This window comes from Streptomyces sp. NPDC049541, from assembly GCF_044465725.1.
Taxonomy (GTDB): Bacteria; Actinomycetota; Actinomycetes; order Streptomycetales; family Streptomycetaceae; genus Streptomyces.
Genome location: NZ_JBITLY010000002.1, coordinates 852,737 through 877,563 on the forward strand (window position 1 = coordinate 852,737; position 24,827 = coordinate 877,563).

The 24,827-nt window shown below is 71.9% G+C and carries 29 protein-coding genes; 16 read left to right on the plus strand and 13 right to left on the minus strand.

Annotated features, from left to right (window positions below):
• Positions 1-11 precede the first annotated feature (11 nt).
• Positions 12-1,160 carry an RNA polymerase sigma factor gene (locus ACIBW9_RS10970; RefSeq protein ID WP_398953984.1) on the minus strand — a complete coding sequence of 383 codons (1,149 nt, stop codon included), beginning with the start codon at positions 1,158-1,160 and terminating at the stop codon, positions 12-14.
• A 5-nt stretch (positions 1,161-1,165) separates the two neighbouring features.
• Positions 1,166-1,585: a YciI family protein gene (locus ACIBW9_RS10975; RefSeq protein ID WP_115912020.1), complete on the minus strand. Its 420-nt coding sequence runs from the start codon at positions 1,583-1,585 to the stop codon at positions 1,166-1,168.
• A 149-nt stretch (positions 1,586-1,734) separates the two neighbouring features.
• Here ACIBW9_RS10975 and ACIBW9_RS10980 point away from each other — a divergent pair, with 149 nt between their 5' ends.
• Positions 1,735-2,478, plus strand: coding sequence for a VOC family protein (locus ACIBW9_RS10980; RefSeq protein WP_398953468.1), 744 nt, complete (start codon positions 1,735-1,737; stop codon positions 2,476-2,478).
• On the opposite strand, the gene ACIBW9_RS10985 is transcribed toward ACIBW9_RS10980, so the two are convergent.
• Both ACIBW9_RS10985 and ACIBW9_RS10990 read right to left on the minus strand, forming a co-directional pair.
• Positions 2,479-3,021, minus strand: coding sequence for a GNAT family N-acetyltransferase (locus ACIBW9_RS10985; protein WP_398953470.1), 543 nt, complete (start codon positions 3,019-3,021; stop codon positions 2,479-2,481).
• A 105-nt stretch (positions 3,022-3,126) separates the two neighbouring features.
• The gene (locus tag ACIBW9_RS10990) at positions 3,127-3,978 is read right to left on the minus strand and encodes a helix-turn-helix transcriptional regulator (protein ID WP_398953472.1); all 852 of its coding nucleotides are present in this window, start codon (positions 3,976-3,978) and stop codon (positions 3,127-3,129) included.
• Between the two features lie 86 nt (positions 3,979-4,064).
• Between ACIBW9_RS10990 and ACIBW9_RS10995 the strand changes: the two genes are divergently transcribed.
• Positions 4,065-4,856 carry an SDR family NAD(P)-dependent oxidoreductase gene (locus ACIBW9_RS10995; protein WP_398953474.1) on the plus strand — a complete coding sequence of 264 codons (792 nt, stop codon included), beginning with the start codon at positions 4,065-4,067 and terminating at the stop codon, positions 4,854-4,856.
• 21 nt (positions 4,857-4,877) lie between these two features.
• On the opposite strand, the gene ACIBW9_RS11000 is transcribed toward ACIBW9_RS10995, so the two are convergent.
• On the minus strand, positions 4,878-5,258 hold the full coding sequence (locus ACIBW9_RS11000; RefSeq protein ID WP_398953476.1) for a winged helix-turn-helix transcriptional regulator: 381 nt from the start codon (positions 5,256-5,258) through the stop codon (positions 4,878-4,880).
• 136 nt (positions 5,259-5,394) lie between these two features.
• Between ACIBW9_RS11000 and ACIBW9_RS11005 the strand changes: the two genes are divergently transcribed.
• A complete protein-coding gene (locus ACIBW9_RS11005; RefSeq protein ID WP_398953478.1) occupies positions 5,395-5,802 on the plus strand; it encodes a RidA family protein in 408 nt (135 codons plus the stop codon).
• Positions 5,803-6,198: 396 nt separating this feature from the next.
• Here ACIBW9_RS11005 and rho read toward each other — a convergent pair whose 3' ends face one another.
• Positions 6,199-7,341 carry a transcription termination factor Rho gene (gene rho, locus ACIBW9_RS11010; protein WP_398953480.1) on the minus strand — a complete coding sequence of 381 codons (1,143 nt, stop codon included), beginning with the start codon at positions 7,339-7,341 and terminating at the stop codon, positions 6,199-6,201.
• A gap of 435 nt (positions 7,342-7,776) precedes the next feature.
• Here rho and ACIBW9_RS11015 point away from each other — a divergent pair, with 435 nt between their 5' ends.
• The gene (locus ACIBW9_RS11015) at positions 7,777-8,697 is read left to right on the plus strand and encodes a zinc-binding dehydrogenase (protein WP_398953482.1); all 921 of its coding nucleotides are present in this window, start codon (positions 7,777-7,779) and stop codon (positions 8,695-8,697) included.
• Between the two features lie 261 nt (positions 8,698-8,958).
• Here the strand turns inward: ACIBW9_RS11015 and ACIBW9_RS11020 are convergent, their stop codons facing one another.
• The gene (locus ACIBW9_RS11020; RefSeq protein ID WP_398953484.1) at positions 8,959-9,726 is read right to left on the minus strand and encodes an NPP1 family protein; all 768 of its coding nucleotides are present in this window, start codon (positions 9,724-9,726) and stop codon (positions 8,959-8,961) included.
• 147 nt (positions 9,727-9,873) lie between these two features.
• On the opposite strand from ACIBW9_RS11020, the gene ACIBW9_RS11025 reads away from it, so the two are divergent.
• The 9 genes from ACIBW9_RS11025 (at position 9,874) to ACIBW9_RS11065 (ending at position 17,574) form a co-directional block, all read left to right on the plus strand.
• Entirely contained in the window at positions 9,874-10,374 is a 501-nt protein-coding gene (locus tag ACIBW9_RS11025) for a winged helix-turn-helix transcriptional regulator (protein ID WP_398953486.1), read from the plus strand.
• 105 nt (positions 10,375-10,479) lie between these two features.
• Positions 10,480-10,989: an SRPBCC family protein gene (locus tag ACIBW9_RS11030; protein WP_398953488.1), complete on the plus strand. Its 510-nt coding sequence runs from the start codon at positions 10,480-10,482 to the stop codon at positions 10,987-10,989.
• Positions 10,989-12,047, plus strand: coding sequence for an LLM class flavin-dependent oxidoreductase (locus tag ACIBW9_RS11035; protein WP_398953490.1), 1,059 nt, complete (start codon positions 10,989-10,991; stop codon positions 12,045-12,047). The genes ACIBW9_RS11030 and ACIBW9_RS11035 overlap by 1 nt, the downstream gene beginning before the upstream one ends.
• Positions 12,048-12,140: 93 nt before the next feature.
• The gene (locus tag ACIBW9_RS11040; RefSeq protein WP_398953492.1) at positions 12,141-12,884 is read left to right on the plus strand and encodes an SgcJ/EcaC family oxidoreductase; all 744 of its coding nucleotides are present in this window, start codon (positions 12,141-12,143) and stop codon (positions 12,882-12,884) included.
• Positions 12,881-13,159: a YciI family protein gene (locus ACIBW9_RS11045; protein WP_398953494.1), complete on the plus strand. Its 279-nt coding sequence runs from the start codon at positions 12,881-12,883 to the stop codon at positions 13,157-13,159. The genes ACIBW9_RS11040 and ACIBW9_RS11045 overlap by 4 nt, the downstream gene beginning before the upstream one ends.
• Positions 13,156-14,412: an RNA polymerase sigma factor gene (locus ACIBW9_RS11050; RefSeq protein ID WP_398953496.1), complete on the plus strand. Its 1,257-nt coding sequence runs from the start codon at positions 13,156-13,158 to the stop codon at positions 14,410-14,412. Before ACIBW9_RS11045 ends, ACIBW9_RS11050 begins: the two co-directional genes overlap by 4 nt.
• Positions 14,413-14,593: 181 nt before the next feature.
• A complete protein-coding gene (locus tag ACIBW9_RS11055) occupies positions 14,594-16,036 on the plus strand; it encodes an MFS transporter (RefSeq protein ID WP_398953497.1) in 1,443 nt (480 codons plus the stop codon).
• A 59-nt stretch (positions 16,037-16,095) separates the two neighbouring features.
• The gene (locus ACIBW9_RS11060; protein WP_398953499.1) at positions 16,096-16,761 is read left to right on the plus strand and encodes a DUF402 domain-containing protein; all 666 of its coding nucleotides are present in this window, start codon (positions 16,096-16,098) and stop codon (positions 16,759-16,761) included.
• Positions 16,762-16,968: 207 nt separating this feature from the next.
• Complete coding sequence (locus tag ACIBW9_RS11065; protein ID WP_398953501.1) at positions 16,969-17,574, plus strand: DUF1353 domain-containing protein; 606 nt, start codon at positions 16,969-16,971, stop codon at positions 17,572-17,574.
• A gap of 4 nt (positions 17,575-17,578) precedes the next feature.
• Here the strand turns inward: ACIBW9_RS11065 and ACIBW9_RS11070 are convergent, their stop codons facing one another.
• Complete coding sequence (locus ACIBW9_RS11070; protein ID WP_389073421.1) at positions 17,579-17,974, minus strand: nuclear transport factor 2 family protein; 396 nt, start codon at positions 17,972-17,974, stop codon at positions 17,579-17,581.
• A gap of 95 nt (positions 17,975-18,069) precedes the next feature.
• Between ACIBW9_RS11070 and ACIBW9_RS11075 the strand changes: the two genes are divergently transcribed.
• Positions 18,070-18,795 (plus strand): methyltransferase domain-containing protein, encoded by a 726-nt coding sequence (locus ACIBW9_RS11075; protein WP_398953503.1) that lies wholly within the window; start codon positions 18,070-18,072, stop codon positions 18,793-18,795.
• Between the two features lie 19 nt (positions 18,796-18,814).
• Here ACIBW9_RS11075 and ACIBW9_RS11080 read toward each other — a convergent pair whose 3' ends face one another.
• On the minus strand, positions 18,815-19,591 hold the full coding sequence (locus tag ACIBW9_RS11080) for a hypothetical protein (RefSeq protein ID WP_398954013.1): 777 nt from the start codon (positions 19,589-19,591) through the stop codon (positions 18,815-18,817).
• Between ACIBW9_RS11080 and ACIBW9_RS11085 the strand changes: the two genes are divergently transcribed.
• Positions 19,523-19,783: an STAS domain-containing protein gene (locus ACIBW9_RS11085; protein ID WP_398953986.1), complete on the plus strand. Its 261-nt coding sequence runs from the start codon at positions 19,523-19,525 to the stop codon at positions 19,781-19,783. The genes ACIBW9_RS11080 and ACIBW9_RS11085 overlap by 69 nt on opposite strands.
• A gap of 34 nt (positions 19,784-19,817) precedes the next feature.
• On the opposite strand, the gene ACIBW9_RS11090 is transcribed toward ACIBW9_RS11085, so the two are convergent.
• The 4 genes from ACIBW9_RS11090 to ACIBW9_RS11105 all read right to left on the minus strand — a co-directional run bounded on the left by ACIBW9_RS11090 (position 19,818) and on the right by ACIBW9_RS11105 (position 23,344).
• On the minus strand, positions 19,818-20,573 hold the full coding sequence (locus ACIBW9_RS11090; RefSeq protein WP_398953505.1) for a GntR family transcriptional regulator: 756 nt from the start codon (positions 20,571-20,573) through the stop codon (positions 19,818-19,820).
• A 130-nt stretch (positions 20,574-20,703) separates the two neighbouring features.
• A complete protein-coding gene (locus ACIBW9_RS11095; RefSeq protein WP_398953507.1) occupies positions 20,704-21,870 on the minus strand; it encodes a serine hydrolase domain-containing protein in 1,167 nt (388 codons plus the stop codon).
• 88 nt (positions 21,871-21,958) lie between these two features.
• Positions 21,959-22,363, minus strand: a complete 405-nt coding sequence (locus tag ACIBW9_RS11100) for a nuclear transport factor 2 family protein (protein ID WP_398953508.1) — start codon at positions 22,361-22,363, stop codon at positions 21,959-21,961.
• A 12-nt stretch (positions 22,364-22,375) separates the two neighbouring features.
• Positions 22,376-23,344 carry an acetylxylan esterase gene (locus tag ACIBW9_RS11105; protein WP_398953509.1) on the minus strand — a complete coding sequence of 323 codons (969 nt, stop codon included), beginning with the start codon at positions 23,342-23,344 and terminating at the stop codon, positions 22,376-22,378.
• A gap of 118 nt (positions 23,345-23,462) precedes the next feature.
• Here ACIBW9_RS11105 and ACIBW9_RS11110 point away from each other — a divergent pair, with 118 nt between their 5' ends.
• Positions 23,463-24,821: an 8-oxoguanine deaminase gene (locus tag ACIBW9_RS11110; RefSeq protein WP_398953511.1), complete on the plus strand. Its 1,359-nt coding sequence runs from the start codon at positions 23,463-23,465 to the stop codon at positions 24,819-24,821.
• Positions 24,822-24,827: the final 6 nt, after the last annotated feature.

Consider the following 24,827-nt stretch of genomic DNA (forward strand, 5'->3'; position numbering starts at 1 on the left):
AATGCCGCTCGTCAGGGGCTGCGGCGGGTGTTGAGCCGGGCCGCCTGGCGGGTGAGGTAGTCGCGTTCGGCCAGGTTGGGTGCCTTGTGGGCCGCCTCGGCGTACAGCCGCGCCGCCGTCGCCAGATCGCCGTCACGTTCGTGCAGGTACGCCGCCACGGCGGTGTGGCGGGGCAGCGAGTCGTCGTTCAGGGCCGCCAGCGCCGCCAGACCGGCGCGCGGTCCGTCGGCCTCGCCGACGGCGACCGCCCGGTTGAGGCGGACGACGGGGCTCTCGGTCAGGCGCGCGAGCTCGTCGTACCACTCGACGATCTGCACCCAGTCGGTCTCCTCGGCGGTGGGTGCGTCGGCATGGAGTGCCGCGATGGCGGCCTGGGCCTGGAACTCGCCCAGCCGGTCGCGGGCCAGGGCGGCCTGCAGGATCTCGACCCCCTCGGCGATCAGCTTCGTGTCCCACCGGGTGCGGTCCTGCTCGGCGAGCGCCACCAGGCTGCCGTCGGCCGCGGTCCGGGCGGCGCGCCGGGCGTGGTGGAGCAGCATGAGCGCGAGCAGCCCGGCCACCTCGGGGTGGTCGAAGCCGGCCGCGAGCCGGCGGGTGAGCCGGATGGCCTCGGCGGCGAGGTCGACGTCGCCCGAGTAGCCCTCGTTGAAGACCAGGTACAGCACGCGCAGCACGGTGGCGACGTCGCCGGGCTGGTCGAACCGCACGCCGGAGACGGTGCGCTTGGCCCGGCTGATGCGCTGCGCCATGGTCGCCTCGGGCACCAGACAGGCCCGGGCGATCTGGCGGGTGGTGAGGCCGCCGACGGCGCGCAGCGTGAGCGCGACCGCCGACGACGGCGTCAGCGACGGGTGGGCGCACAGGAAGTACAGCTGCAGCGTGTCGTCCACCGCCGACGCGGGCCCGGACGCCGGCTCCTCCTCGAGGCGGTCCTCGCGCCGACGGCGGGCGACATCCGCCCGCCGCGCGTCGAGGAACTTCCGCCAGGCCACGGTCACCAGCCAGCCCTTCGCGTCCCGTGGAGGGTCGGCCGGCCAGACGCGGAGTGCCTCGACGAGCGCGTCCTGCACGGCGTCCTCGGCCGCGGCGAAGTCGGCTCCGCGGCGGACGAGGACGGCGAGCACACTCGGCGTGAGGTCCCTGAGCAGGGCCTCGTCGATCTGAGTCACTTGAAGGTGCACTCCGTGGTGGTGGGCTGCGCGCCCAGGAACGGGCGCAGTTCCAGCCACTCATGGATCGGTTTGCCGCCCGCACCCGGGGCCGCCGACAGTTCCCCGGCCAGCTCGACGGCGCGCTCGTGGCTGTCGACGTCGATGATCATCCAGCCGGCGATGAGGTCCTTGGTCTCGGCGAACGGGCCGTCGGTGACCGGAGGGCGCCCCTCGCCGTCGTACCGGACGAAGGTCCCCTCGGGGGCGAGCGCCTGGCTGTCGACGAACTCGCCGGTCTCCTCCAGCCGGGCCGCGAAGTCGCGCATGTACTGCACATGGGCCGAGATCTCCTCCGGCGTCCACTGCTCCATCGGCACGTCGTTGACCGCAGCCGGGGCGCCCCGGTAGTGCTTGAGCAGCAGGTACTTGGCCATCGTGGTTCTCCTCGGTGTGGTGCGGCCCATTGTGGTCGCGTTCACCCCGGGGACGGAGCCGGACGCGGGTTCTCGACATCGCCGTCCAGGTTTTTTCTGGCGAGTGGACGGTTCTCCTGAGGAGGCAACGGCTCCCTAAGATCGTCGGCATGGCACTGCGACCTGTACAGGTGAACATCAAGGCGGTCGACGCCCCGGCGGTCGGCCGGTTCTGGTCGGAGGCGCTCGACTGGCATGCCTACAGCCCCGGCGTGACCACCTACGTCGGGCCCGCCGGCGGTCTTGTCTGGCCGCACCCGACCGTGCTCGGCATCGACGTCGTTCCCGTACCGGAAGCGAAGACCACGGCGAAGAACCGTGTACACCTCGACCTGGCCACCACCTCCGCGGCCCACCAGGCGGAGCTGATCGCGCGCCTCGAGGCCCTCGGCGCGACGCCCGCCGACGTGGGTCAGGGCCAGGTGCCGTGGACGGTCCTCGCAGACCCCGAAGGCAACGAGTTCTGCGTGCTGGAGCCCCGGGAGATCTACCGCGACACCGGGCCGATCGCCGCGGTGGTGGTCGACTGCGCGGATCCGCGGGCCATGGCCCGGTTCTGGGACGAGGCGGTGGACTGGACCCTGCACGAGGTGAGCGACGATCATGCGTCGCTGCGCTCCGCCCAGGGTGTCGGCCCGTATCTCGAGTTCCTCCGCACGCCCGACGCGAAAACCGTGCCGGACCGCGTCCATCTCGACCTGCTGCCCCACCCCGGTGACGACAGGGCAGCGGAGGTGGGCCGGCTGCGCGCCCTCGGCGCCACCGACCTCGACGTCGGCCAGGGCGACGTGCCCTGGACGTGCCTGACCGACCCGGAGGGCCACGAGTTCTGCGTCCTCGCCCCCGCGGTCTAGCTAGCTCGTGACGCCGGGCTTCCAGTCCTTGACGAGGAGCCCGAGCAGCACCTCGTCCAGGAACTCGCCCAGCACCCAGGCCGAGGAGCGCAGGACACCCTCGCGGACGAAGCCGTTGCGCTCGGCGGAGCGCAGCATCGCGGCGTTGTCCGACAGCGTCTCGATCTGCAGCCGCTGCAGGCCGAGCACGACGAAACCGTAGTGGCACAGCACCGCGACCACATCGGTGCCGTAGCCCTTGCCGCGGCAGGACGGCCGCAGGCCCAGCCCGATGTGCGCGGACCGGTTGTGGTTGTCGATGCCCCACAGCGTCGCGGTGCCGACCAGGGTGTCGCCCTCCAGCGCCACCACGGAGAACGTGACGCTCCCCTCCTTGGTGTCGTCCACAACCAGCCGCGGGTCCTTCGAGCCGGGCGCGATCGGCCGCCACGGCCCGGCCTCGGCCCGCGAGGAGTTGACCACGTCGTCGTAGAGCTCGGTTCGGAGTATCGGGATGTCGTCCTCGTGCCGGGCCCTGAGCCCGATCTTGTTGCCTCTAAGCACGCATGCTTCCTATCCGACCGGCCCGGCGGGCGGCAAACCGATTAACGTCCTCAACGACCGGGTGCGAGCGACGCGTTGGCGCCCCGGCGGTCGTCGATCGCGACGCTAGCGCCGGTAGTCGCTCGCCTCGGAGCCAAGGACGTTCAGCAGGGTCAGAGCGTCGGCGCCGGGGGAACCCGGTGGCGCACTGTAGAGCACGAGGTGCTGGTCGCGGTCGGTGAGGGCGAGCACGTCGCAGTCGACGGTGACCTCGCCGACGGCCGGGTGGCGGAAGGTCTTGGTGAGCGTCGGCGCGGCATGCACGTCGTGCCGTTCCCAGAGCCGGGCGAAGTCGGGGCTGCCGGCGCGGAGTTCGTCGACGAGGCCGGTCACTGCGGGATCCGCCGGATAGCGGGCGAGGGTGGTGCGGAGCTGCATGACCACGTGGTGGCGGAACTCGGCGGCGTCGGAGATCCCGTACAGGGGTGCATCGACGGACGTCGGCCCGAGGAAAGCCCGGCGTGCGAGATTGCGGTCCTGTACGGAGAGTGGTGCGAAGTCCTCCATGAGCGCGGCCGCGAGGTCGTTCCACGCGAGCACCTCGAACGCGGCGGAGATCACGAAGGCCGCCGTCTGCGGCAGCCGCTCGAGCAGCGCGAGGATGCTCGGCCGGACGTCGCGCCGGTGCAGCCGGGTACGGGTCGGCGCGGTCCCCGCGAGGACGTGAAGATGGTCGGTCTCGGCGTCGGTGAGGCGCAGCGCGCCCGCGATCCCGCCGAGGACCTCGGCGGAGGGCCTGGGCGCCCTGCCCTGCTCGAGCCGGACGTAGTACTCGGTCGAGATGTGGGCGAGAACCGCGGCCTCCTCGCGGCGCAGCCCCGGTGTCCGGCGTCGCGGCCCGGCGGGAAGGCCCACATCCTGCGGCTTGAGCCGCTCGCGGCGGCTGCGGAGAAACGCTCCGAGCTCCTGCTTGTCCATACGGCAAGTGTGCCCGCGGCTGGGCGGCGGATCCTGGTACTGGCTGTGCCTGTATCCGGCCCGGCAGCCTGGCCGACGCTGCTGTCATGACGAACACCACTGACACTGACATCGCCACCGTGGGCCTGCTCACCGGCAAGGTCGTCCTCATCACCGGCGCCAGCCGCGGTATCGGCGCGGCCGCGGCCCGGCTCTTCGCCTCCGAGGGCGCCGCCGTCGTGCTCGCCGCCCGCAGCACCGGTGCCCTGGACGCGATCGTCGCCGACATCCGCGCCGAAGGGGGCGCCGCCGACGCCGTCCCGCTGGATCTCGCCGACCGCGCGAGCATCCGCGCCGCCGTCGACCACGTCGAGAAGCTGCACGGCCGGCTGGACGGCGCCTTCAACAACGGCGCGGTCATCCAGCAGCAGGTCGGCCCGGTCGACACCACCAGCGACGAGGACATCGACGAGCAGTTCGCCGTGAACTTCCGCGCGCACTGGACCGCCATGACGGCCGAGGCCGCCCTCATGCGGCGGAGCGGCGGCGGGGCGATCGTCAACACCTCCAGCATCGGCAGTCGCCGCGCGAACCCCGCGCTGCCTGCCTACGGCGCCATGAAGCGCGCGCTCAACAGCCTCACCGAGACCGCGGCGGTCAACTGGGCCGGTGACCGCATTCGGGTCAACGGCATCACCCCCGGCGGCACCTCCACCGAGATGATCGACACCTGGGAAGCGGCGACTCCGGGCATCGTCGAGCAGATCACCGCGAGCATCCCGCTCGGCCGGATGGCCGAACCACGGCAGATCGCCGAGGCGGCCGCATGGCTGCTCAGCGACCGCGCCTCGTACGTGACCGGCGCGATCCTCCCGGTCGACGGCGGCGCCGGAGCCTGAAAGAGCGGCAGCCCGGGCTCGTCAGGCTTCGAACCGCCGCCGCGCCGACTCGATGTGCTCGAAGTACCGGTAGGTCCATTCGCACATCCCGTCGACCGTCGCCCGCAGCGCGTGGCCCGCCTCGGTGAGGGTGTACTCGACGCGGGGCGGGACCGTGGGGTGCACGGTCCGCTCGGCCAGACCGTTGCGCTCCAGCATGCGCAGGTTCTGGGTGAGCATCTTGTGGCTGATGCCCTCGACCCGGCCGCGCAGCTCACTGAAGCGCAGGGTGCCGTCCCCCAGAGCCTCGATGATCAGCAGTGCCCACTTGTTGGCGACGTCGGAGAAGATCTCCCGCCCCAGGGAGTCGGCACGGCGCAGGTCGGCATCCTCGGGCAAGCCGCTGAGCTGCTTGGTCACCATCTGGTTCCCCAGTCACTGAAAAGTGCGTTCTTCCATGTCAACGCACACTCTCCTACGGTTCCTGAGTAACCGCAAGAGACCACGGACTGGTCTGACACGCATGGGCTCGAAGAGCCCGCACATGGAGGAGGACACCATGGCCATCACCCTGAAGAACCCGGACGGACTGCCGAAGATCGACGTCTACCGGCAGGTGGCGGTCGCCTCCGGTTCGAAGCTGGTCTTCATCGCCGGGCAGGTCGCCTGGGACGCCGACGGCGTCACGGTCGGTGAGGGCGACCTCGCCGCGCAGGTCGAGCAGTGCTACCTCAACATCGCCGCCGCGCTGGCCGAGGCCGGGGGATCCTTCGACGAGGTGGCGAAACTGACCTTCTACGTCGTCGACTGGACCGCCGACAAGATGTCCCCGCTCCTTGAGGGAGTGACCCGGGCGGCCGAGAAGCTGGGGGTCACTCCGACGCCGCCGACCACGCTGATCGGCGTGGCGGCCCTGGACGTCCCCGAGCATCTGGTCGAGATCGAAGCCACCGCGGTCCTCGACTGAGCAGATGTCGCCGAGTGCCGAAGCGGGTGCTCAGCCGAGGGCCGAGGTGGGTGACAGGTCCTGGTCGGCGGCCCACGACGCCAGGATGCGGGAGGACTCGATGACCGGAGGGGACCTGCTGTCTGCCGAGGCGGCGGGCGCGGACGGTGGTCTTGCCCGCGAGCTGGAAGAGGTGGCCCCGCTCGTCGGCGTCCAGGTGGAGGACGTGGGCGAGGCTCTCGAGCACACGGCCGCAGCTCCGAACGGTGCTTCTCGAGGAGTGTGCTCGGTCATGCGGCCCAGCCTGAGACCGAACGCCCCGCAGCAAAGGGGGAGAGTTTCCTCCCCGGGGTGGGGTTCCGGCAGGCGGACGGGCCGCACCCGGCAAGCTGCCCTTCGTCGTCTCCCGGTGCCGGGTCAGTCGGCCGGCAGCGTCGGCTGGATGCGGCGCAGGAACGTCGCGTTGTCGGGGGTGTCCCGCATGCGCTCCAGGAGGGTTTCGAGGCCGGCCTGGCCGTCGCGGGACTGCAGGACGCGGCGCAGGCCGCGTACGGCGGTCAACTCTGCGGCAGGCAGCAGGAGTTCCTCGCGGCGGGTGCCGGACGGGATGATGTCGACGGCCGGGAAGACGCGCCGGGCGGCGAGGTCGCGGCTGAGGCGGAGCTCCATGTTGCCGGTGCTCTTGAGCTCCTCGAAGAAGTAGTCGTCGGCGCGGGAGCCGGTCTCGACCAGCGCGGTGGCGAGGATCGTGAGCGAGCCGCCCTCCTCGGCCAGCCGGGCGGCGCCGAAGAACCGCTTGGGTCCGAGCAGCGCGGTCGCGTCGACGCCGCCGCTCAGCGTGCGGCCACCGGAGGCGGCCGCGTTGTTGTGGGCCCGGCACAGCCGGGTCAGTGAGTCCAGCAGGATGACGACGTCCTCGCCGGTCTCGACGAGCCGCTTGGCCCGCTCGATGACGAGTTCGGCCAGGGCGATGTGCTGCTTGGCCGGCCGGTCGAAGGTCGAGGCGTACACCTCGCCGCGCACGGAGCGCCGCATGTCGGTGACTTCCTCGGGGCGCTCGTCGAGCAGCACCACCATCAGGCGGCACTCGGGGTGGTTGCCGGCGACGGCGGCCGCGATCTGCTGCAGCAGCACGGTCTTGCCGGTTTTGGGCGGGGCCACGAGCAGGCCGCGCTGGCCCTTGCCGACGGGTGCGATCAGGTCGGCGACGCGCCCGGTGAGGCCGGCCGCCGGGTGTTCCAGGCGCAGCCGGTCGCGCGGGTGCAGCGGTGTGAGGTCGCGGAAGTGGCGGCGGCCGCGCAGTTCGTCGGGCGTGCGCCCGTCGACCCGTACGACCTCGGTCAGGGCGCGCCGGCCGTCGCGTACGCCTTCGACGAGATCGCCCTTGCGCAGCCCGTGACGGCGGATCAGTGTGGGGGAGACCGAGACGTCGGAGGGCGAGGCCAGCAGGCTCGCGGCACGCAGGTGCCCCTTGCCGCCCGCGTCGATGTCGAGGACACCAGTGGCCTGCTGGGTCGTGGGCTCCTGCTTGACAGGGGGGTGTTCGAGAGTGGTGGTCATGGTGGTCGGTCCTTTCGAGGACGGATGGCATGAGACATGCGGAAGGAAGGGGTGGGAGGCCGCGGAACGGAGGCGGACCAAGCGCCTTCGGCGGCAGGAACAGCACCTCGGGTACGGCACGGCCGTGCCGGTCGCGAGGCGGTGCTGGAAAGCCGGTGCGCCGACCGGGAGCGGCGGGCGATGCGGCGAACTGAAGAGAAACTGACACCGGCGCCCTCAAGGGGGGCGTACACAAGTGCTGTCAGGACCGTACCACAGCATGTACGGCGCCAAACTGCTCTTCTGCACCGGCCAACGCGTTGACGGCTTCGCTTATTCCACGCATCCGGCGCAACTCGACGAGATGCGGTCGGTTGCCGCCCGGCGCAGAGGGAAGAACTCCGGATCGGTCACAGTTGGCGTGGGACGAGTGTCCGACGACGAGAAGGGCAAGTCATGCGCGCACTGATCGTGGACCCCGAGGCACCCGGACGACTGCGCCTGGGGGAGGCCCCTGATCCCCGGCCCGCGCCGGGCCAGGTGCTCGTCGAGGTCCGGCACACCTCGCTGAACGCGGCCGAGCTGTGGTTCGCGCAGCAGGCGGCGCCGGGCGAGGTGATCGGATTCGATGCGGCCGGCGTCGTCGTGGGCGCCGCGGCGGACGGCACCGGGCCGGCGCAGGGCAGCCGGGTCGTGGGCTTCGCGGAGGGCGGCGGATTCGGGGCGCTGCGGACCATGGACGTGGCCGATGTCGCCGTCGTTCCGGACGGCGTCGGCCTCGGCGAGGCCGCCGCGCTGCCGGTCGCCGCGGGCACCGCGCTGCGGGCGCTCGACCAGGCGGGGGCGCTGCTGGGCCGCCGGGTGCTGGTGACCGGGGCCTCCGGCGGGGTGGGCGGTTTCGCGGTACAGCTCGCGCGGCTCGGCGGGGCGCATGTCGTGGCGGTGGCTGGGTCCGAGGACGGACGGCGGTGGGTCGCCGAACTCGGGGCGGACGAGGTGGTGGGCGAGGTCGCTGAGGTGAACGGCCCGCTCGACGTGGTCGTCGACACCGTGGGCGGTCACCAACTGGCCGCCGCCTACGGCCTGTTGGCGTCCGGCGGCAGCGTACAGAGCATCGGCTGGGCGTCGGGGCGGGAGGCCGTGCTGCCCGTCGGGTCGACGCTGGGCAGCCCGGCACCCAAGGCGATCGTGTCGGTCTACAACGGCGGCGGACTCACCGACCGGCAGGCCCAGTTGGGGCGGCTGCTGACCCTGGTCGCCGCCGGGAAACTGCGCGTGCCGGTGGGCTGGCGCGGCCCCTGGGACAAGATCGCGGATGCCGTGGAGGCGCTCGGCAGCCGCAGTCTGCGAGGGAAGGCGATCCTCGACATCGAGTGAGTTCGGTCCGTCCCGCACACCAGCCGTCCGAACCCCCGATGGCCCTTCACTTACCTGTTTCTCGTTCCGGCTAATGCCTCTGCCTACGCTGCCTCCCCCGCACTTCGGCGGCCGTCGGGCACGGCCGGCATGTTCGGTTCATCGGCGCCGCCTACTGCGTGTCCATCCGCCTCGGCTCCGTGGTGCATCCGAGCGGGCACAGGGGAGGCATGCCGTTCGCGTTCCAGCAGCTGATCCCGCTGCTGCCGGCGCCCGTTCCGCTCAGGCATTGGGGTCGAACGGGATTCCGGCGGGCATCGAACGGGCCAGGGCGTAGGGGAAGTCACCGTCCTTGATCTTGATGGTGGCGGCTCCGAAGTCCGCGCTCAGGAGCTTGTCGCGGAAGCCGTCGGGATAGCCGTTCCAGCCGATCAGACGGGGGTAGAACCAGCCGCCGGTGACGTTCTCCGGCGGCTCGTCGTGGTTGTCGGCGAAGCGGAAGCAGTGCGTCGAGACGCCGTCCTTGTGGTAGACGATCTTCGGGTGGGTGCCGTCGAAGCGCACCGACGAGCGGGCCGCCACCTGATAGCCGCTGTGCTGCGACACCGACACGTACTGGACCTCGTTGTCACTGATCCACACGACCACGTGCTCCCAGTCGTGCCGGTGTCCGATGGCGGCCGGTCCCAGGGTGGCCTGGTCCTTCTCGAAGTAGCTGGCGTACATCACGGCGCACCAGCCGTTGTTGCACTTCTCCCGCGAGTAGGTGTTGGCGTTGGCCAGCTGGGCCAGGTCGTGACAGTGGCCGTTGACGTCGCCTCCCGGCTTCAGGCCGGGGTTGATGGTGCCGTCGGCGCCGATGGCGGCGGTGGCGTAGCAGCCGTCGCCGTCGTAGTCGTACGCCGGGGAGAAGGACTGCTCCAGGCCGTCGGCGTTCTGCGGCAGCAACTGCAGGACGTTCGCGTGGGCACTCGCCGGGATCGCCACGACGAGTGTCAGCGCGCCGAGAGCACCGACGACGGCCTTCATGAGGGGGGTCAACTTGCCCATGGCAGCTCCTGGTTGGACGGATCGTGGCAGCCTTGCAGCTGGTCCAGACCATGACAGGGTCCGCTGCCGCCGTCAATGCTTAAGGAAAGCAGTGAAGTTGATGGCCGGAAGAGTGGGTCTCATCGTGAGACTGGCTATCGTGAGTGCATGAAGCGGACGTCGTTCTCGAACTGGCCGTGCTCGATAGCCAGAGCCGTGGACCTGGTGGGTGACGCGTGGACGCCCCTCGTGCTGCGCGAGGCCTTCTACGGGGTCCGCCGTTTCGACGAATTCCAGAAGGGACTGGGCATCGCCCGCAACACGCTGGCCGACCGGCTGCGCCTTCTCGTGGACGAAGGTCTGCTCGACAAGCGGCCCTACCAGGACGAACCCGTACGGCACGACTATGTGTTGACCGAAAAGGGACGGGACTTCTTCGGCGTGCTCGCCGCGCTGTCCCGGTGGGGCGACCGCTGGCTTGCGGAGGAGGCGGGCGCCCCGGTCGTCTTCCATCACGACGCGTGCGGCCACGACACCGAGGCGGAGGTGGTCTGCGCCGAGTGCCGGCAGCCGCTGCGGGCCGAGGACACCTCCATGCGGATGGGTCCCGGCTACCCCGAACGGCTGCGGCAACGGCCCGACATCCAGCGCCGGTTCGGTGCGGCCTGACGGCGCCGGAGGTGCCGCCGGGCCACCCCGGGCCCCCTTGACATCCCAAGTCCTATAAAGCAACTCTGATGGTCAGACCCCTTAACGGCGAGGAGGCTGACCGGTGTGAAGTGGACCGGCGCGCACTACACGGACAAACCCACCGTCGAGGTCCGCACCTGGATCGGCGCCCCGCCGGAGCGGGTGTGGGCACTGGTCGCCGACATCGCGCTGATGCCGAGCCTGAGCGACGAACTCCAGTCGGTCGAATGGCTCGACGGCGCCACCGGGCCGGCGGTCGGCGCCCGCTTCCTCGGCCGCAGCAAGCACCCGGCGTTCGGCGAGTGGGCCACCACCTCGTACGTCATCGAGTACGAGCCGGAGCACGTCTTCGCCTGGGCGGTGCAGGACCCCGCCGAGCCCTCCGCGATCTGGCGCTTCCGGCTGCACGCGGGAGACGGCGGCACCGAGCTGTCGCAGTGGATGCAGCTGGGACCCGGCCGCTCCGGCCTGTCCGTGGCGATCGACCGGATGCCGGAGAAGGAACAGAAGATCGTGTTCGTGCGGATGCGGGAGTTCGAGCACAACATGACCGTCACCCTGGAGCACATCAAGAAGCTGGCGGAGGCCCACTGATGCGTACCGCGACCACGATCGAGGCCTCCGGCGGTGAACGCTGGTCGCAGCAGGCCGACTTCGTCGTCGAGGCCGAGAAGCTCGGCCTCGACATCTGCTGGGTGGCCGAGGCATGGGGTTCCGACGCGCCTTCCGCCCTCGGCTACTACGCGGCCCTCACCGACCGGATGCTGCTGGGATCCGGCGTCATACAGGTGGGCACCCGCACCCCGGTCGCCGTCGCGCAGACCGCGATCACGCTGTCCAACCTCTCCGGCGGACGCTTCCTGCTGGGCCTCGGGGCATCCGGCCCGCAGGTGATGGAAGGGCTGCACGGCGTCCCGTTCGCCCGGCCGCTGTCCCGGGTCCGGGAGACCGTGGAGATCGTGCGCCGAGTGCTCGACGGCGGCAAACTCTCCTACTCCGGGAGGGAGTTCACCATCCCACTGCCCGGAGGCGACACTGTCCCCATGCGGCTGTCCACGCGGGCCGAACACGACATCCCCCTCTACCTCGCCGCCCTGTCCCCGGCCATGCTGCGGCTGACCGGCGAGATCGCCGACGGCTGGCTCGGCACCAGCTTCGTGCCCGAGGGCGCCGCGGAGGCGTACTTCGCCCACCTCGACGAAGGCCTGGCCCTCGGCGGCCGCAGCCGCAGCGACCTGGACGTCTGCCAGGGCGCCGAGGTCGCCTTCGCCCCCGACGAGGAGGCACTGGGCGCGATGGTGGCGGGCCGCAAGAAGGAACTGGCCTTCAGCCTCGGCGGCATGGGCTCGGCGTCGACCAACTTCTACAACCGCGCCTACAGCCGCCAGGGCTGGGCGGAGACGGCCGCCGAGGTGCGCGAGCGGTGGCAGGCCGGCGACCGGGACGGTGCGGCCGGCCTGATCACCGATGAGATGGTGCTCGGCACGACACTGATCGGCACCGAGCCCATGGTGCGCGCACGGCTGCGGGTGTGGCGGGCGGCGGGCGTGAACACCGTACGTCTGTATCCGGCCGGGCAGACCCTGGACGACCGGCTCGCCACCCTGGGCCGGGCGATCGAACTCGTACGGGAGGTCGACGCCCCCGAGTGAGCCCGTCCAGGGGACGGTTCCTCCGGGGTGTCGATTGCGGCGGCCCCCGTTCGTCGGTGGGGTGTAGGAAGCTCATGACGACCGGGAGGACCCATGAAGTACATGCTGCTCGTCTGTGGCGACGACACCGCCGACGCCTCGGGCATGGCACCCGTCGAACCCTGGGTGGAGGAGCTCGGCGACCGCAGCGTCCGGCTGCACGGCCACCGGCTGGCCCTGCCCTCCGAGGCGGTCACCGTGCGGGTGCGCGATGGTGAGGTGCTGCGCACCGACGGCCCGTTCGCGGAGACCAAGGAGTACGTCGCCGGGTTCGACGTCCTGGAGTGCGACAGCCTGGAGGAGGCCGTGGAGGCCGCCGCCAGGCACCCGGTGGCCACCATCGGCGCCATGGAGGTACGCCCGTTCTGGCCGATGTGGGACGAGGAGGACGAGGAGACGTCGGTCCGTCGGCTCGACGCCGAGCTGACCGAGGCGGCCCGCGAGCGCGACGTGGAACGGATGCTGGCCTGCTACGCGCCCGACGTCGAGATCTTCCACCTCGCCGACGGCGGGCAGCAACAGGGCCTGGACGCCTTCCGCAAGGCGCTGGAGGACGAGTTCGCCACCGTCACCGGGCCCGTCACCCGCGAGGTCCTGGAAATGCGCATCCACGTGGACGAGAGCATCGCGTTCGCCCACGCCCTCGTGCGGACCCGGGCCACCCGCACGGACGGCACCCCCGTGGACGACGTGCTGCGCGTGACCACCGGCTACCGCAACGCGGGCCTGCGCTGGCTGATCACCCACCAGCACGTCTCGCCCGCCCCCGAAGCCCGCCCGGCGAAGGACAGGCCGTGAAGTACGTGCTGTTCGTCTGCGCCCCCGCGGACGAGGAGGAGCCCACCCCCACACGGGTCACCGCCCGCCTGCAGCCGCCCGCCGACGCCACCACCGTGCGCGTCGCCGGTGACGAAGTCCTCCTCGGCGACGGGCCGTTCGCCCGCACCGAGGAGTACATCGCGGGCGTGGACCTCGTGGAGGCCGACGACCTCGACGAGGCCATCGCCCTCGCCGCGCGGCACTCCACCGCCCTCGGCGGCGCCACCGTCGAGGTGCGGCCGGTACGGGAATGAACATGCCCGAAGCCGAGGAGGCCGTCGCCGCCGCCTTCCGTGAGGAGTGGGGCCAGGTCGTCGCCACCCTGATCCGGGTGACCGGCGACTGGGACCTCGCCGAGGAGTGCGCGCAGGACGCCTTCGCCCAGGCCCTGGACCGGTGGCGGCGCGACGGAGTACCGCGCCGCCCCGGGGCCTGGCTGACCACGACCGCCCGCAACCGCGCCCTCGACGTGCTGCGCCGGGAGGCGGTGGGGGCGGCGAAACTGCGGGAGGCGGCCGTGCTGGCGCGCGACGAGGGACCGTACGACCCGGACTACGACGGCGAGGACAGCGGTGTCCAGGACGACCGGCTGCGGCTGATCTTCACCTGCTGCCATCCCGCGCTGGCCATCGAGGCGCGGGTCGCCCTGACCCTGCGCACCCTGGCGGGACTGACCACTGGGGAGATCGCCCGCGCCTTCCTGGTCCCCGAGGCGACCATGGCGCAGCGTCTGGTGCGCGCCAAGAAGAAGATCCGCAACGCCGGCATCCCCTACCGGGTGCCGCCCGCGCACCTCCTGCCCGAACGCACCACGGGCGTGCTCGGCGTGCTCTACCTGCTGTTCAACGAGGGGTACGCGGCCACCACCGGCGGTGACCTCGTGCGTACGGACCTGTGCGCGGAGGCGATCCGCCTCGCGCGCGTGCTGGCCCGCCTGATGCCCGACGAGCCCGAGACGCTCGGCCTGCTCGCCCTCCTGCTGCTGCACGACGCCCGCAGGCACACGCGGGTGGACGCGGCCGGGGAGCTGGTGACCCTGGAGAACCAGGACCGCAGCGCCTGGGACCGCGCCGAGATCGACGAGGGCACCGCCCTGCTGGAGACGGCACTGCGCCGTGGCAGCCCCGGCCCCTACCAGATCCAGGCCGCCATCGCCGCCTGCCACACCACCGCCACCACGGCCGACGCCACCGACTGGGCCGATATCGCCGGACTGTACGGCGAGTTGGCCCGCTTCGTGCCCTCCGCGGTGGTCCGCCTCAACCGGGCCGTGGCCGTCGGCATGTCCGAGGGCCCCGACGCGGGCCTCGCCCTGGTCGCCGAACTGGAACACGAAGGCGACCTGGCCGGCTACCACCTGCTGCCCGCCACCCGCGCCGACCTGCTGCGCCGCAGCGGACGTACGACGGAAGCCGCCGAGGCGTACGAGCGGGCGGTGGAGCTGGTGGAGAACGAAGCCGAGCGGAGGTTTCTGGAGAAGCGGCTCGCGGAGTGTCGATCCACGTAGCAGCCGTTCGTCGGTGGGGTGAAGACAACCCCATCACACCGGAGACCCCGATGACCACTCACGCCCCTCGCCCCAGCAGGCTTCGCCGGCTCCTCGCCTCGCTGCGGCCGGCGCGCCCGACCGCCGGCACCCCCGGCACACCCGATGTCTGGCTGGCAGCCCTCCGGCTGGGAGGCTGACCATGATCGTCGACAACGCCCGCCGCTGGTACGCGCTCGCCCTGCTCTGCGTAGCCGGGTTCATGGTGATCCTCGACGCGCAGATCGTCCTGCTCGCCCTGCCGTCGATCACCCGCGGCCTCGGCCTGTCCGCGGACGGGGCCCAGTGGGTGATGAGCGCCTATCTGCTCACCTTCGGCGGGCTGCTGCTCCTCGGCGGCCGCACCGCCGACCTGCTGGGCCGCCGCCGCGTCTTCATGACCGGAACGTTGCTGTTCGGGTTGTCCTCACTGCTGTGCGGATGCGCCTGGAGCGCCGGAGTGCTGATCGCGGCACGCGCCGTGCAGGGCGTGTCGGCCGCCGTCATGGCGCCCAGCGCGCTCTCCCTGCTGGTGGACACCTTCGAGGAGGGCCACGACCGCAACAAGGCGCTCGCCATCTGGTCCGGCAGCGGCGGCTTCGGCGCCACCGCCGCGCTGCTGATCGGCGGGCCCCTCACCGACGTACTCGGCTGGGAATGGGTCTTCTTCCTCAACGTCCCCGTCGCGCTGCTCCTGCTGACCCTGAGCCCTCTGCTCCTGCGCGAGAGCCGTACCGTTGCGCGCCCCCTCTCCTTCGACCCCGCCGGGGCACTCACCGCCACCGCCGCGCTCGTCGCCTGTGTGTACGCAGTCGTCGAGGCGCCCCGCGCCGGATGGCTGTCGGCCCGCACGACGGTCCTGCTGGCCGCGGCCGTGCTGCTCGCCGCGCTCTTCCTCCGTATCGAGGCCCGGTCCACGGCACCCCTGGTCCCCCTGCGCCTGCTGCGTGCGCGGACGGTCAGCGGCGGCAATCTGGTCGTCTTCCTGCTCGGCGCCGCCGCCTTCGGGATGTCGTACACGCTGTCCCAGTACGGGCAGGGCGTCCTCGGCTACTCGCCGCTGGAGTTCGGCCTCGCCAATGTGGTGATGCCGGCCGGCGCCGTCGTCGGTTCCTACGCAGGGCAGGCCCTGGTCACCCGCATGGGCGCCCGACCGGTCGCGGTCGGCGGACTCGCCCTGGTCGGCGCGGGCAGCCTGCTGCTGGCCCGAGTCCCGGTGGACGGCGCCTTCGTCCGCGACCTCCTCCCCGGCCTGCTGCTTTTCGGACCTGGTCTGGGCGCCTGCGCGGTGGCCGGTTCCGTCGCCGCCCTGACCGGTGTGGGGGAGCGGGAATCCGGGGTGGCCTCCGGCATCAACACCGCGGCCTTCCAGATCGGTGGGGCTTTCGGCGTCGCCGTCGTCACCTCCGTCGCCCTCTCCCACAGCGGTGGCCCGGAACGGCTCGCGGCCCTGACCGAGGGCTACCGGTCGGCGTTCACGGCATGTGTCGCACTTGCGGCGACCGGTCTGGCCTGCGCGCTGGTGCTGCTGCGCAGGCCGCGGGGACGGGAGCCGCAGCCCGTACCGGCCGCCGGGGCGGCCACGAGGCGCCGCGTGCGCTCATGATCGTCTCCCCGTGGAACCTTCGCAGCCGTGCGAGGCGTTGTGGTGTCGGGAGGTGGGCCATGGGGGCGTTGAGGCCGGGGGAGACCGCAGTTCGACGGGATGTGTTCCGCGGCAAGGTGTGGAGCGCACACGCCCTGCGCGTCGTCGATGACGGCCCCGAAGCACTCGTCCTGGCCGGACGGCCCGGAGCGGAGCTCCTGGCGTCGACGACCTGGATCGAGTGGCTGCTGACGGGCGACGAGAGCGCACGGGCCCGCGCACTGCCGAACCTGGCCGACGGACACTGGCAACTCGACCGCTGGACGTGGCGGAGCACGGCCCATCTGCAGTGGGTCCCACCCCGTGGCTGGTTCAGCGTGCACGCCTTCTACGACCTGTCCGACGGCCACCGACTGGCGCACTGGTACATCAACTTCCAGCAGCCGATGCGCCGCACAGCCATCGGCTTCGACACCTTCGACCTCCTCCTGGACCTGGTCATCGCACCCGACCTGGCACAGTGGAGCTGGAAGGACGAGGACGAGTACGCCCAGGGCCGCCGCCTGGGCGTCGTGACCGAGGCCGACCACCGGGCGGTCGAGAAGGCCCGTGAGGAAGCCACGGCGATGGTCGAGGAGAGAACGGGTCCCTTCGCGGCCGCGGCGGGCTGGCGGCACTGGCGCTCCGAGCCCGACTGGCCGTCGCCTTCGCTGCCCGCCGACACGCTGACCGCCGGCCTTCGCTGACTCCGCGCGGCCGGCTCACCGACACCCTCGCCGGCGCCGCGCGGCAAGTCGCTGGCGATGACCGTCGACGGCACCGAGACGGCCTTCACCGCCAGGAAGTCGTACGCCGGTGCGGTCGCGCTGACCGTCGCCCGACCTCGGTGCTTGCCGCGGTGGATTTGCGGCTATATCTCCGGTGCGGGACTCGATCCGAGGAAGGCGGGCAGCATGGATCGCGCGGATCCCTTCACCGGTGATGTGGTGGTCAAGGCGACGGTGGCCGGAAAACTGTGGGAGCTCCGGCGCGAGTTCTGCTACACGAACCCGGAGCATCTCGAACACGGGGGCACGACCGGTCCCATTCCGGTTCCCGCCCTGCTCAAGACGGACTTCGCGTCAGTGCCGCGTGCCTTCGTCTGGCTGTTTCCGCGCTACGGCGTGTACACCCGCTCGGCCATCCTGCACGACTCTCTGTGCAGGGACGCGTCGGTGCAGCGCGCCGAAGCCGACAGGATCTTCCGCGTCTCGATGAGGGAACTCGACGTGGCGCTGCTCCGTCGCTGGGTGATGTGGGCCGGAGTCCGCGCGGGTGGCATGTGGGAGGTCGTGAAAGGAGGCGGAGTGTGGCGGGCGGTCCGCTCGCCCGCGGTCTTGAAGAGAGCCGCGGGATGGCTCCTGGTCGCCGTACCGGCCGCGGTGTTCCTGGCAGTGCCGGCTGTCGTGATCAGCGTCTGGCTCCTCCTCTTCTGGCTGATCGAGAAGGTTGTCTACCACGCGCTGAAGGCCTTCAGGAGGGAACCGAACCACCCCAAGCTGCTCTTCAAGACCGGCTGAGCCGTCAGGCCCGCGCCTGCGCCTCCTTCTCGATCCGGTCGAACTGGGCGCCCATGGCCGCGGCCAGAGCCTGCGCGGCGGACAGCGGGCGCACCATGACGGTCAGTTCGTCGATCAGGCCCGCCTCGTCGAGGTGGATGAAGTCGCAGCCGCTCAGCTCGCGGTCGCCCACCCGTGCCGCGAACACCAGCGCGTGGTCGCGGCCGTCGGCCCCGGCGAGCTCGCGCTCGTAGCGGAAGTCCTCGAAGACCTGCGAGACCGCGCGCAGGATCGCCGCGGTGATCGCCTTGCCCGGGTACGGCTTGAACACCACCGGGCTGGTGAAGACGACGTCCTCCGCCAGCAGTGCCTCGACGGCGTCCATGTCGCCGGCCTCGACCGCCTCGCGGAACGCACGCATCCGATCACCTCATAGTGAACTAGTTGAGTAGGTGCTGATGAGAGTAATCAGCTGCGGGGGGCGTGTCCAGCGCCCGTTCCCCTAAGCTGACGCCGATGTTCAGCCCCGAAGGCCCCAGTCTGCGCGAGCTCGCCGTCCAGGCGCTCTCGTCCGTCGAGCACGGCTACGACCTGCTCGCCCCGAAGTTCGACCGCACCCCCTTCCGGACCCCCGACACGGTGCTCGACGCCGTCGCCTCGGCGCTGGCGCGGACGGGGCCCTTCGACGCGGGGCTCGATCTGTGCTGCGGCACCGGGGCAGGAGTCGATGTGCTGGCGCGGGTGTGCCGGCGGAGCGTCACGGGGGTCGACTTCAGCGCGGGCATGCTCGCCGTGGCCCGGCAGGGCGTACGGCCGGCCGGGCCCGCGGTGTCCTGGGTGCGGGGGGACGCCCGCACGCTCCCGTTCGCTCCGGGTGCCTTCGACCTGGTGGTCAGCTTCGGGGCGTTCGGACACTTCCTGCCCAAGGAACTGCCGGGGCTGTTCGCCCAGGTCCACACCGTGCTGCGGCCCGGCGGCAGCTTCGCCTTCCCAGTCCTGGCCCCACCGAGGCCCACCTCCCCGGCGTTCTGGATGCTGCTCGGCTTCGACGCGGTCATGCGGGTGCGCAACGCCCTGTGGCGGCCGCCGTTCGTCATGTACTACCGCGCCTTCCGGCTCGGGGACGTGCGGCGGGAGCTGGAGTGGGCCGGGTTCCGCGTGGGTCTTCAGGAGCTGCCGGAGTTCGGGCGGCGCGGCGACGGCAGCCCGCGCGTGCGGATGGTCGTTGCCGTCCGTTCCTGACCAGGGCGGGGGAGAGCGGTCACGGGCCGTTCGGGTCGGCGACGCCGCCCAGCGCCAGTGCGATCGCCGCGTCCGGCCCCAGCTCCCGCCCCTCACGCACCGCTTCGCCGAACCGGACGTCCCCCAGCGAGGCCCGCAGCCGGCGCTCGTACTCGCGGTGGAAGACCGTCCGGTCGGGCCTGCCGAGCTGCGGCAGGCCCGCCGCGTGCCACAGGCTCCGGCTGATGCCCAGGAGGCGGGCGGCGGGTTCCTCCTCGCCGCGCGAGGCCTGCGCGACCACCAGCAGGTCGGCGACCGCCGCCGCGCCGATCCGGTCGTGCACCCGCCACTTGGCGGTCAGCGCCTCGCGCGCCGACAGCACCGCCTCGTCCGGATGGCCGAGACCGATCCCCGCGAGCGAGAGGAAGAAGTCGCCCCGGGCCCGCATCCACAGCTCCCCGCGCTTGGCGCACTCGGCACGCAGCCGCTCGGCGACCGCCGCGCACCGCTCGAAGGCGGCCTGGCTCGCCAGCAGATACGCCTGGACGGCCGGCGTCAGCAGCTGGAAGAACTCGGCGCCGCCGTCCCCGGCCGGAGCCTGCCGGACACTGCCGTACAGCACCGCCGACCGCGCCGACTCGCCCCGCAGGGCCAGACGGGCCCCCGTCAACGGCAGCGCGGGCACCGGCAGTCGGCGCTCCTCGGCCAGCCACACATAGGCGGCGCTGTCACGGCCGTCGCCCGCGCCCTGCACTCCGAGACGGCCCGCGCCCGGACCCGCGCGGCGGACGGCGCCCGCATCCATCTCGACCTGCACGAACTGCGCTTCATCGACGTCGGCGCACGGCGCCTGCTGGTGTTCACGGCGCTCGCCCTGTACGCGGCGGGCGGCACCCTCGAACTGTCCGGCGTCGCCCCGCACGTCCAGCGCGTGATGCGGGTGACCGGCTGGGACCGGGTGCCGGGCCTGCCCATCGCACCGGAAGCGCAGTCCGGAGAAGGACCGTGACCGGCTTCGTCCGCCAGGCATACCCGGGGCCCGCTCACCCCGCGGCGGGCAGCGTGAACTCGTAGACCAGGGCGTCCGGTTGGGCGTCCACCACCAGGTCGGTGATCTCCAACGGCCGCGCGTACTGGTCGTGCACGCGTCGTCTGACCCGCACCGAGGGCGCGTCCGCGAGCGGGCTGATGGAGTCCCGGTGGTGCAGGGTCAGGCCCGCCCTGCGCATCCAGTCGTAGGCGCGGCGCAGTTGGGCCGAGGCGGTGCCGTCGGCACGGTCACGGTAGCGGGCCAGTTCCTCGACCTCGGCGAGGGCCACCGCGGAGAACGAGGTCACCGCCGCGCGGCGGCCGCGGCCGTCGGCGCCGGCGGACTCGTAGCGATGCACGAGCGTTTGCGTGCGCGGGGCGAGCCCAAGGGCCTCGGCGTGCTCGGGCGGAGGCGTCTCCCAGGTGACCGTAGCCCGGTCGACGGCACACGGGTCCGCGACCCGGGCGCCGACCGGGAAGGTCAGCGAGGATGCCGTCTCCACCGGCAGGCCGGGCAGGACGGCGTGGCTGCCCCGCCGGTCGGTGGCGACCAGGCCGTCCCGGCGCAGCACCTCCAGTGCCTGCCGGACGGTCTCCCTGCTGACGCCGAAGTGCCCGGCCAGCTGCCGCTCGCCCGGCAGCCGTTCACCGGGCGGGACGGTGCCGTCGCGCAACTCGCCGAGCAGCTTTGTCGCGACGCGCCAGTACAGCGGGTCCCCTCGGCGATCGCCTTCGGCGAGGGGAGGGTCGTGCGGGGTGGTGCGGGCCATGCCGCGCCTCCTGTTGGTGACGGAACGTAGCCGTGCGGGCTCATTGCGCCACCAGATCTAGCATTGGTCTAAACCACCAGGGAAGACCGGCCCGGTGGTTCGGCCGAAACCGGTCCGCGCCGAGCGCCGCTCACAGCGCCCGGTACACGGCCTCGATCAGGGCCATCTTCCGTGGGTCGTCCGCGATATGAGGCCCCATCCGGTTCATCACATACCCCACCGCCACCCCCGCCTCGGGGTCGGCCAGCCCGCAGGAACCGCCGAAGCCGTCATGTCCGAAAGCCCGCGGGTTCGGCCCGTACGAGCCGTTCGCACCGCTCAGCCACAGGCCGAGGCCGATCTCCGTCTCATGCCCGAGCCCGGCGCCGAGCACCAGGTCCAGGCAGCTGCCCTGCCCCTCGCGCACCCGCTCGACGGCCTCGGGGGACAGGATGCGGTGGCCGTCGTACGCGCCCCGGCCCGCGAAGATCCCGTACAGCGCGGCGACCGCCCGCGCCGTCCCGTGCCCGTTCGCGGCCGGGATCTCCGCGGCCCGCCACTCGGGAGTGTTGGCCTCGCCCGCACCCACCAGCGGATTGGCCAGCGCGGCGAGCGCCTCCGGACCCAACTGGCTGAAGATCGCCGTCTGTTCGCTGCTGGACGCGGCCGGCGGATGCACCAGCTCGGCGGCCCGCCCGGCCTCCTTCTCCGGCAGCCCGACGGTGAAGTCGATCCCCAGCGGCCCGGTCACCTCCCGCTCCAGAAAGGCCCCCGGCAGCAGCCCCGAGACGCGGCGTACGACCTCACCGACCAGGAAGCCGTAGGTGAGCGCGTGGTACCCGGACCGAGTGCCCGGCTCCCACCAGGGTTCCGTCGCCGCGAGCCGCTGCGTGGTCAACCCCCAGTCGTACAGCTCCTCCAGCGAGTGCGGTTCACGCGGCCCGGACAGTCCTGCCCGGTGCGACAGCAGATGCCGTACGAGGACCTTGTCCTTGCCGGCCGCGGCGAACTCGGGCCAGTACGCGGCCACCGGCGCGTCGAAGTCCAGCAGCCCCCGGTCGGCGAGGATGTGCGCGCACAGCGCGGTCGGGCCCTTGGTCGTCGACCACACATTGACCAGCGTGTCGCGCTCCCAGGGCCGGGTGCGCGCCGCATCGGCCCAGCCGCCCCACAGATCCACGACGGTCCTGCCGCCGACGGTGACGGCGACCGCGGCGCCGAGCTCCGCCCGCTCCCGGAAGTTCTCCTCCAGCGCCGTCCGTACCGCCGCGAACCGCTCGTCGCAGTAACCGTGCACCTCGGGCTCGTGCTCCGCCATGGGTCCTCCGTCGTCCGCCGGAAACCCGGGCCGCGACGCTGCCGCCCGGGCAACCTGAACGTACCGACTGGTCGGACTGGAGGGAAGGTCAGAGGAGGAACAGCTTCCCGGCGGGCTCCCGGTGACCCTCGGTCGTATGCCAGTAGTCCCGCGTCTCGACGGCCAGACCCGCCCCGTCGAACCGGACGAACACACAGCCCGCGAGGGTCGAGGCGACGCCGTCCTCCTCGGCCAGCACACGGAACTCGGCCACCGCCACCCCGTCCTGGCCCACGACCGGCGGCGAGAACCGCACATCCGTCACCCGCTCCTGGCTGAACGACCACCGCAGATATCCGGCCAGCTCGCCCCGCCCCCGGTGCGGCTCGCGGAACGGCATCGAGCGGTGGACGCAGTCCTCGGCATACAGATCGAGGAGCGCGTCCACGTCGTGCGCGGCCCACGCCCGCTCCCAGACCCCTACGAAGCGTTCGGCAGCCTCACGCGTGTCCATGCCGCTCGCTCCTCACACGTACGACCGCAGCCACTTCAGCTTGGCCGCCTCCTGGAACGGCCCGCCGCCCTCGTGGTCGTTGAAGTCGTACACCTCGATCGCCTTGTCCTCGTGCGCCCAGGCGTTGAACGCGGCGAAGACGGTGGACGGAGGGCAGGTCTGGTCCTCCAGGGCCACCGAGAACAGGGCGGGGGCGCGGCCGCGGGAGGCGAAGTGGACGCCGTCGAAGTAGGACAGGGTGCGCAGGGCGTCCGCGGTGCGGCCCCGGTGGGTCTTGAGGAACAGGCCGATCTCACGGTACGGGTGCCGGTCGGTCATCGTCGCCGCGCGCGGGAAGTCGCACAGGAACGGCACGTCCGGGGCGATCGCGGCCAGGTCCGGGACCAGACCGCCCACGGCGATCGTGATGCCGCCGCCCTGGCTGCCGCCGAGGGCGACCGTGCGGGAGGCGTCGGTGAGGGGGTGTGAGCGGGCCGCCTCGACGGCACGCACCGCGTCCGTGAACACCCGCCGGTAGTAGTAGTTCTCGGGCGCGTCGATGCCGCGGGTCATGAAGCCGGGGTAGGCGGGCGCGCCGCCCACCGGGTCCGCGGTGTCGCCGCCCCCGCCCCAGCCACTGCCCTGCCCGCGCGTGTCCATCACGAAGTGCGCCCGGCCCGTGGACGCCCACAGCAGGTGCTCGTGCGACAGCCCGCGCCCGCCGCCGTAGCCGAGGAACTCCACGACCAGCGGTATCGGCTCCTGGGCCCCGGCGGGCAGCGTCAGCCAGCCCTTCACCGGGTGCCCGCCGAACCCCGCGAACGTCACGTCGTACACCTGGACCGTCGTCAGGCCGGTGTCGACCGGTTCGAAACGGGCGTCCAGATCGTGCTCGCGGGCCTCCTGCAGGGTCTTGGACCAGAACGCGTCGAAGTCCTCTGGCTCGACGGACTCGCTGCGGTGGTCGCGGAGCTCGTCGAGGGGGAGGTCGAACAGGGCCATGTAGGACCGCCTTTGCGAAGGGACAGTTACGAAAGGACTCTGCGGATGATCACACCGTACGTGGGTCGTCGGACGACTCGCCAGGTCTTTCCGGCCGTGCCTGTCTACGATGGGCGCCATGACGTCAGCTGTGGATCTGCTGGTCAAGGACGCCGTCCTGCTGGTGGTCGACGGGGAGAGCGAGATCCCCGGCGGCTGGGTGGCCGTCAGCAATGGTCGGGTCACCGCCGTGGGCACGGCCGGGACCGAGCCCGAGGCACGTACGACCGTCTCCGCGGCCGGACGGCTGGTCACTCCCGGACTGATCAACACGCACCATCACATCTACCAGAACCTCACGCGCGCCTACGCCCCCGCCGTGAGCGGCACCCTCTTCGAGTGGCTGACCACCCTGTACCCGCTCTGGTCGGCCCTCGACGAAGAGGCCGCCTATGTGTCGGCGTACGTCGGCATGGCCGAACTGCTGATGGGGGGCTGCACCACCTCCTCCGACCACCTGTACGTCCACCCCCGCCCGTACCTCGTGGATGCCGAGGTCCGCGCCGCCCGCGACATCGGCTTCCGCTTCCACGCGACCCGCGGCTCCATGACCCGCTCCGTCGAGGACGGCGGACTGCCGCCCAGGAGCGTCACCCAGACCGTCGACGAGGTGCTCGCCGACAGCGAACGGCTGATCAAGGCCCACCACGACCCGACGCCGGGCGCCCTGATCCGGGTCGCGCTCGCGCCCTGCTCGCCGTTCTCGGTGACGAAGGAGGTCATGACGGCGACCGCCGAACTCGCCGAGCGGCACGACGTGCGCCTGCACACCCACCTCGCCGAGGACCGCGACGAGGACACCTACTGCCTGGAGACCTACGGCTGCCGGCCCGTGGAGCACTTCGAGGACTGCGGCTGGATGAGCGACCGCACCTGGGTCGCCCACTGCATCTACCCCGACGACGACGAGCTCGGCCGGCTCGCGGCAGCGGGCGTCGGCGTCGCGCACTGCCCCAGCTCCAACATGCTCATCGGCGGCGGCACCGCGCGAGTCAAGGAGATGCGCGAACTCGGCCTCCCCGTCGGCATCGGCTGCGACGGCTCCGCCTCCACGGACCACGCCTCCCTCTGGATGGAGACGCGCGGCGCCCTGCTGCTGGGACGCTACCGCGGCGGGCCCGGCGCGATGACCGCCCGCGACGCCCTCGACATCGCTACCCGCGGCTCGGCCCAATGCCTCGGCCGCGCCGACGAGTTGGGCCATCTGCGCCCGGGTGCCTGCGCGGACCTGGTCGTCTGGGACCTCCACGAGGTGGCCCTGGCGGGCGCGTTGAGCGACCCCGTCGAGGCCTGGCTGCGCTGCGGTCCGGCCCGCGCCTGGACGACGGTGGTCGGCGGCCGGATCCTCGTCGACCGGGGTGAACCGGTGCTGCCGGGGCTGACGGAGGCGCTGCGGGACCATGGGCGGATCGCGCGGAGGATGCAGCAGGGGGCGTGACCGGCG

What these genes read in the sequence shown, in the direction of transcription:
- ACIBW9_RS10975 (WP_115912020.1), bottom strand. Translation starts at nt 1,585, where the DNA reads ATGGCCAAGTACCTGCTGCTCAAGCACTACCGGGGCGCCCCGGCTGCG.
- ACIBW9_RS10980 (WP_398953468.1), top strand. Translation starts at nt 1,735, where the DNA reads ATGGCACTGCGACCTGTACAGGTGAACATCAAGGCGGTCGACGCCCCG.
- ACIBW9_RS10990 (WP_398953472.1), bottom strand. Translation starts at nt 3,978, where the DNA reads ATGGACAAGCAGGAGCTCGGAGCGTTTCTCCGCAGCCGCCGCGAGCGG.
- ACIBW9_RS10995 (WP_398953474.1), top strand. Translation starts at nt 4,065, where the DNA reads ATGACGAACACCACTGACACTGACATCGCCACCGTGGGCCTGCTCACC.
- ACIBW9_RS11000 (WP_398953476.1), bottom strand. Translation starts at nt 5,258, where the DNA reads ATGGTGACCAAGCAGCTCAGCGGCTTGCCCGAGGATGCCGACCTGCGC.
- ACIBW9_RS11005 (WP_398953478.1), top strand. Translation starts at nt 5,395, where the DNA reads ATGGCCATCACCCTGAAGAACCCGGACGGACTGCCGAAGATCGACGTC.
- rho (WP_398953480.1), bottom strand. Translation starts at nt 7,341, where the DNA reads ATGACCACCACTCTCGAACACCCCCCTGTCAAGCAGGAGCCCACGACC.
- ACIBW9_RS11015 (WP_398953482.1), top strand. Translation starts at nt 7,777, where the DNA reads ATGCGCGCACTGATCGTGGACCCCGAGGCACCCGGACGACTGCGCCTG.
- ACIBW9_RS11020 (WP_398953484.1), bottom strand. Translation starts at nt 9,726, where the DNA reads ATGGGCAAGTTGACCCCCCTCATGAAGGCCGTCGTCGGTGCTCTCGGC.
- ACIBW9_RS11025 (WP_398953486.1), top strand. Translation starts at nt 9,874, where the DNA reads ATGAAGCGGACGTCGTTCTCGAACTGGCCGTGCTCGATAGCCAGAGCC.
- ACIBW9_RS11035 (WP_398953490.1), top strand. Translation starts at nt 10,989, where the DNA reads ATGCGTACCGCGACCACGATCGAGGCCTCCGGCGGTGAACGCTGGTCG.
- ACIBW9_RS11040 (WP_398953492.1), top strand. Translation starts at nt 12,141, where the DNA reads ATGAAGTACATGCTGCTCGTCTGTGGCGACGACACCGCCGACGCCTCG.
- ACIBW9_RS11050 (WP_398953496.1), top strand. Translation starts at nt 13,156, where the DNA reads ATGAACATGCCCGAAGCCGAGGAGGCCGTCGCCGCCGCCTTCCGTGAG.
- ACIBW9_RS11055 (WP_398953497.1), top strand. Translation starts at nt 14,594, where the DNA reads ATGATCGTCGACAACGCCCGCCGCTGGTACGCGCTCGCCCTGCTCTGC.
- ACIBW9_RS11060 (WP_398953499.1), top strand. Translation starts at nt 16,096, where the DNA reads ATGGGGGCGTTGAGGCCGGGGGAGACCGCAGTTCGACGGGATGTGTTC.
- ACIBW9_RS11065 (WP_398953501.1), top strand. Translation starts at nt 16,969, where the DNA reads ATGGATCGCGCGGATCCCTTCACCGGTGATGTGGTGGTCAAGGCGACG.
- ACIBW9_RS11070 (WP_389073421.1), bottom strand. Translation starts at nt 17,974, where the DNA reads ATGCGTGCGTTCCGCGAGGCGGTCGAGGCCGGCGACATGGACGCCGTC.
- ACIBW9_RS11075 (WP_398953503.1), top strand. Translation starts at nt 18,070, where the DNA reads ATGTTCAGCCCCGAAGGCCCCAGTCTGCGCGAGCTCGCCGTCCAGGCG.
- ACIBW9_RS11090 (WP_398953505.1), bottom strand. Translation starts at nt 20,573, where the DNA reads ATGGCCCGCACCACCCCGCACGACCCTCCCCTCGCCGAAGGCGATCGC.
- ACIBW9_RS11095 (WP_398953507.1), bottom strand. Translation starts at nt 21,870, where the DNA reads ATGGCGGAGCACGAGCCCGAGGTGCACGGTTACTGCGACGAGCGGTTC.
- ACIBW9_RS11100 (WP_398953508.1), bottom strand. Translation starts at nt 22,363, where the DNA reads ATGGACACGCGTGAGGCTGCCGAACGCTTCGTAGGGGTCTGGGAGCGG.
- ACIBW9_RS11105 (WP_398953509.1), bottom strand. Translation starts at nt 23,344, where the DNA reads ATGGCCCTGTTCGACCTCCCCCTCGACGAGCTCCGCGACCACCGCAGC.
- ACIBW9_RS11110 (WP_398953511.1), top strand. Translation starts at nt 23,463, where the DNA reads ATGACGTCAGCTGTGGATCTGCTGGTCAAGGACGCCGTCCTGCTGGTG.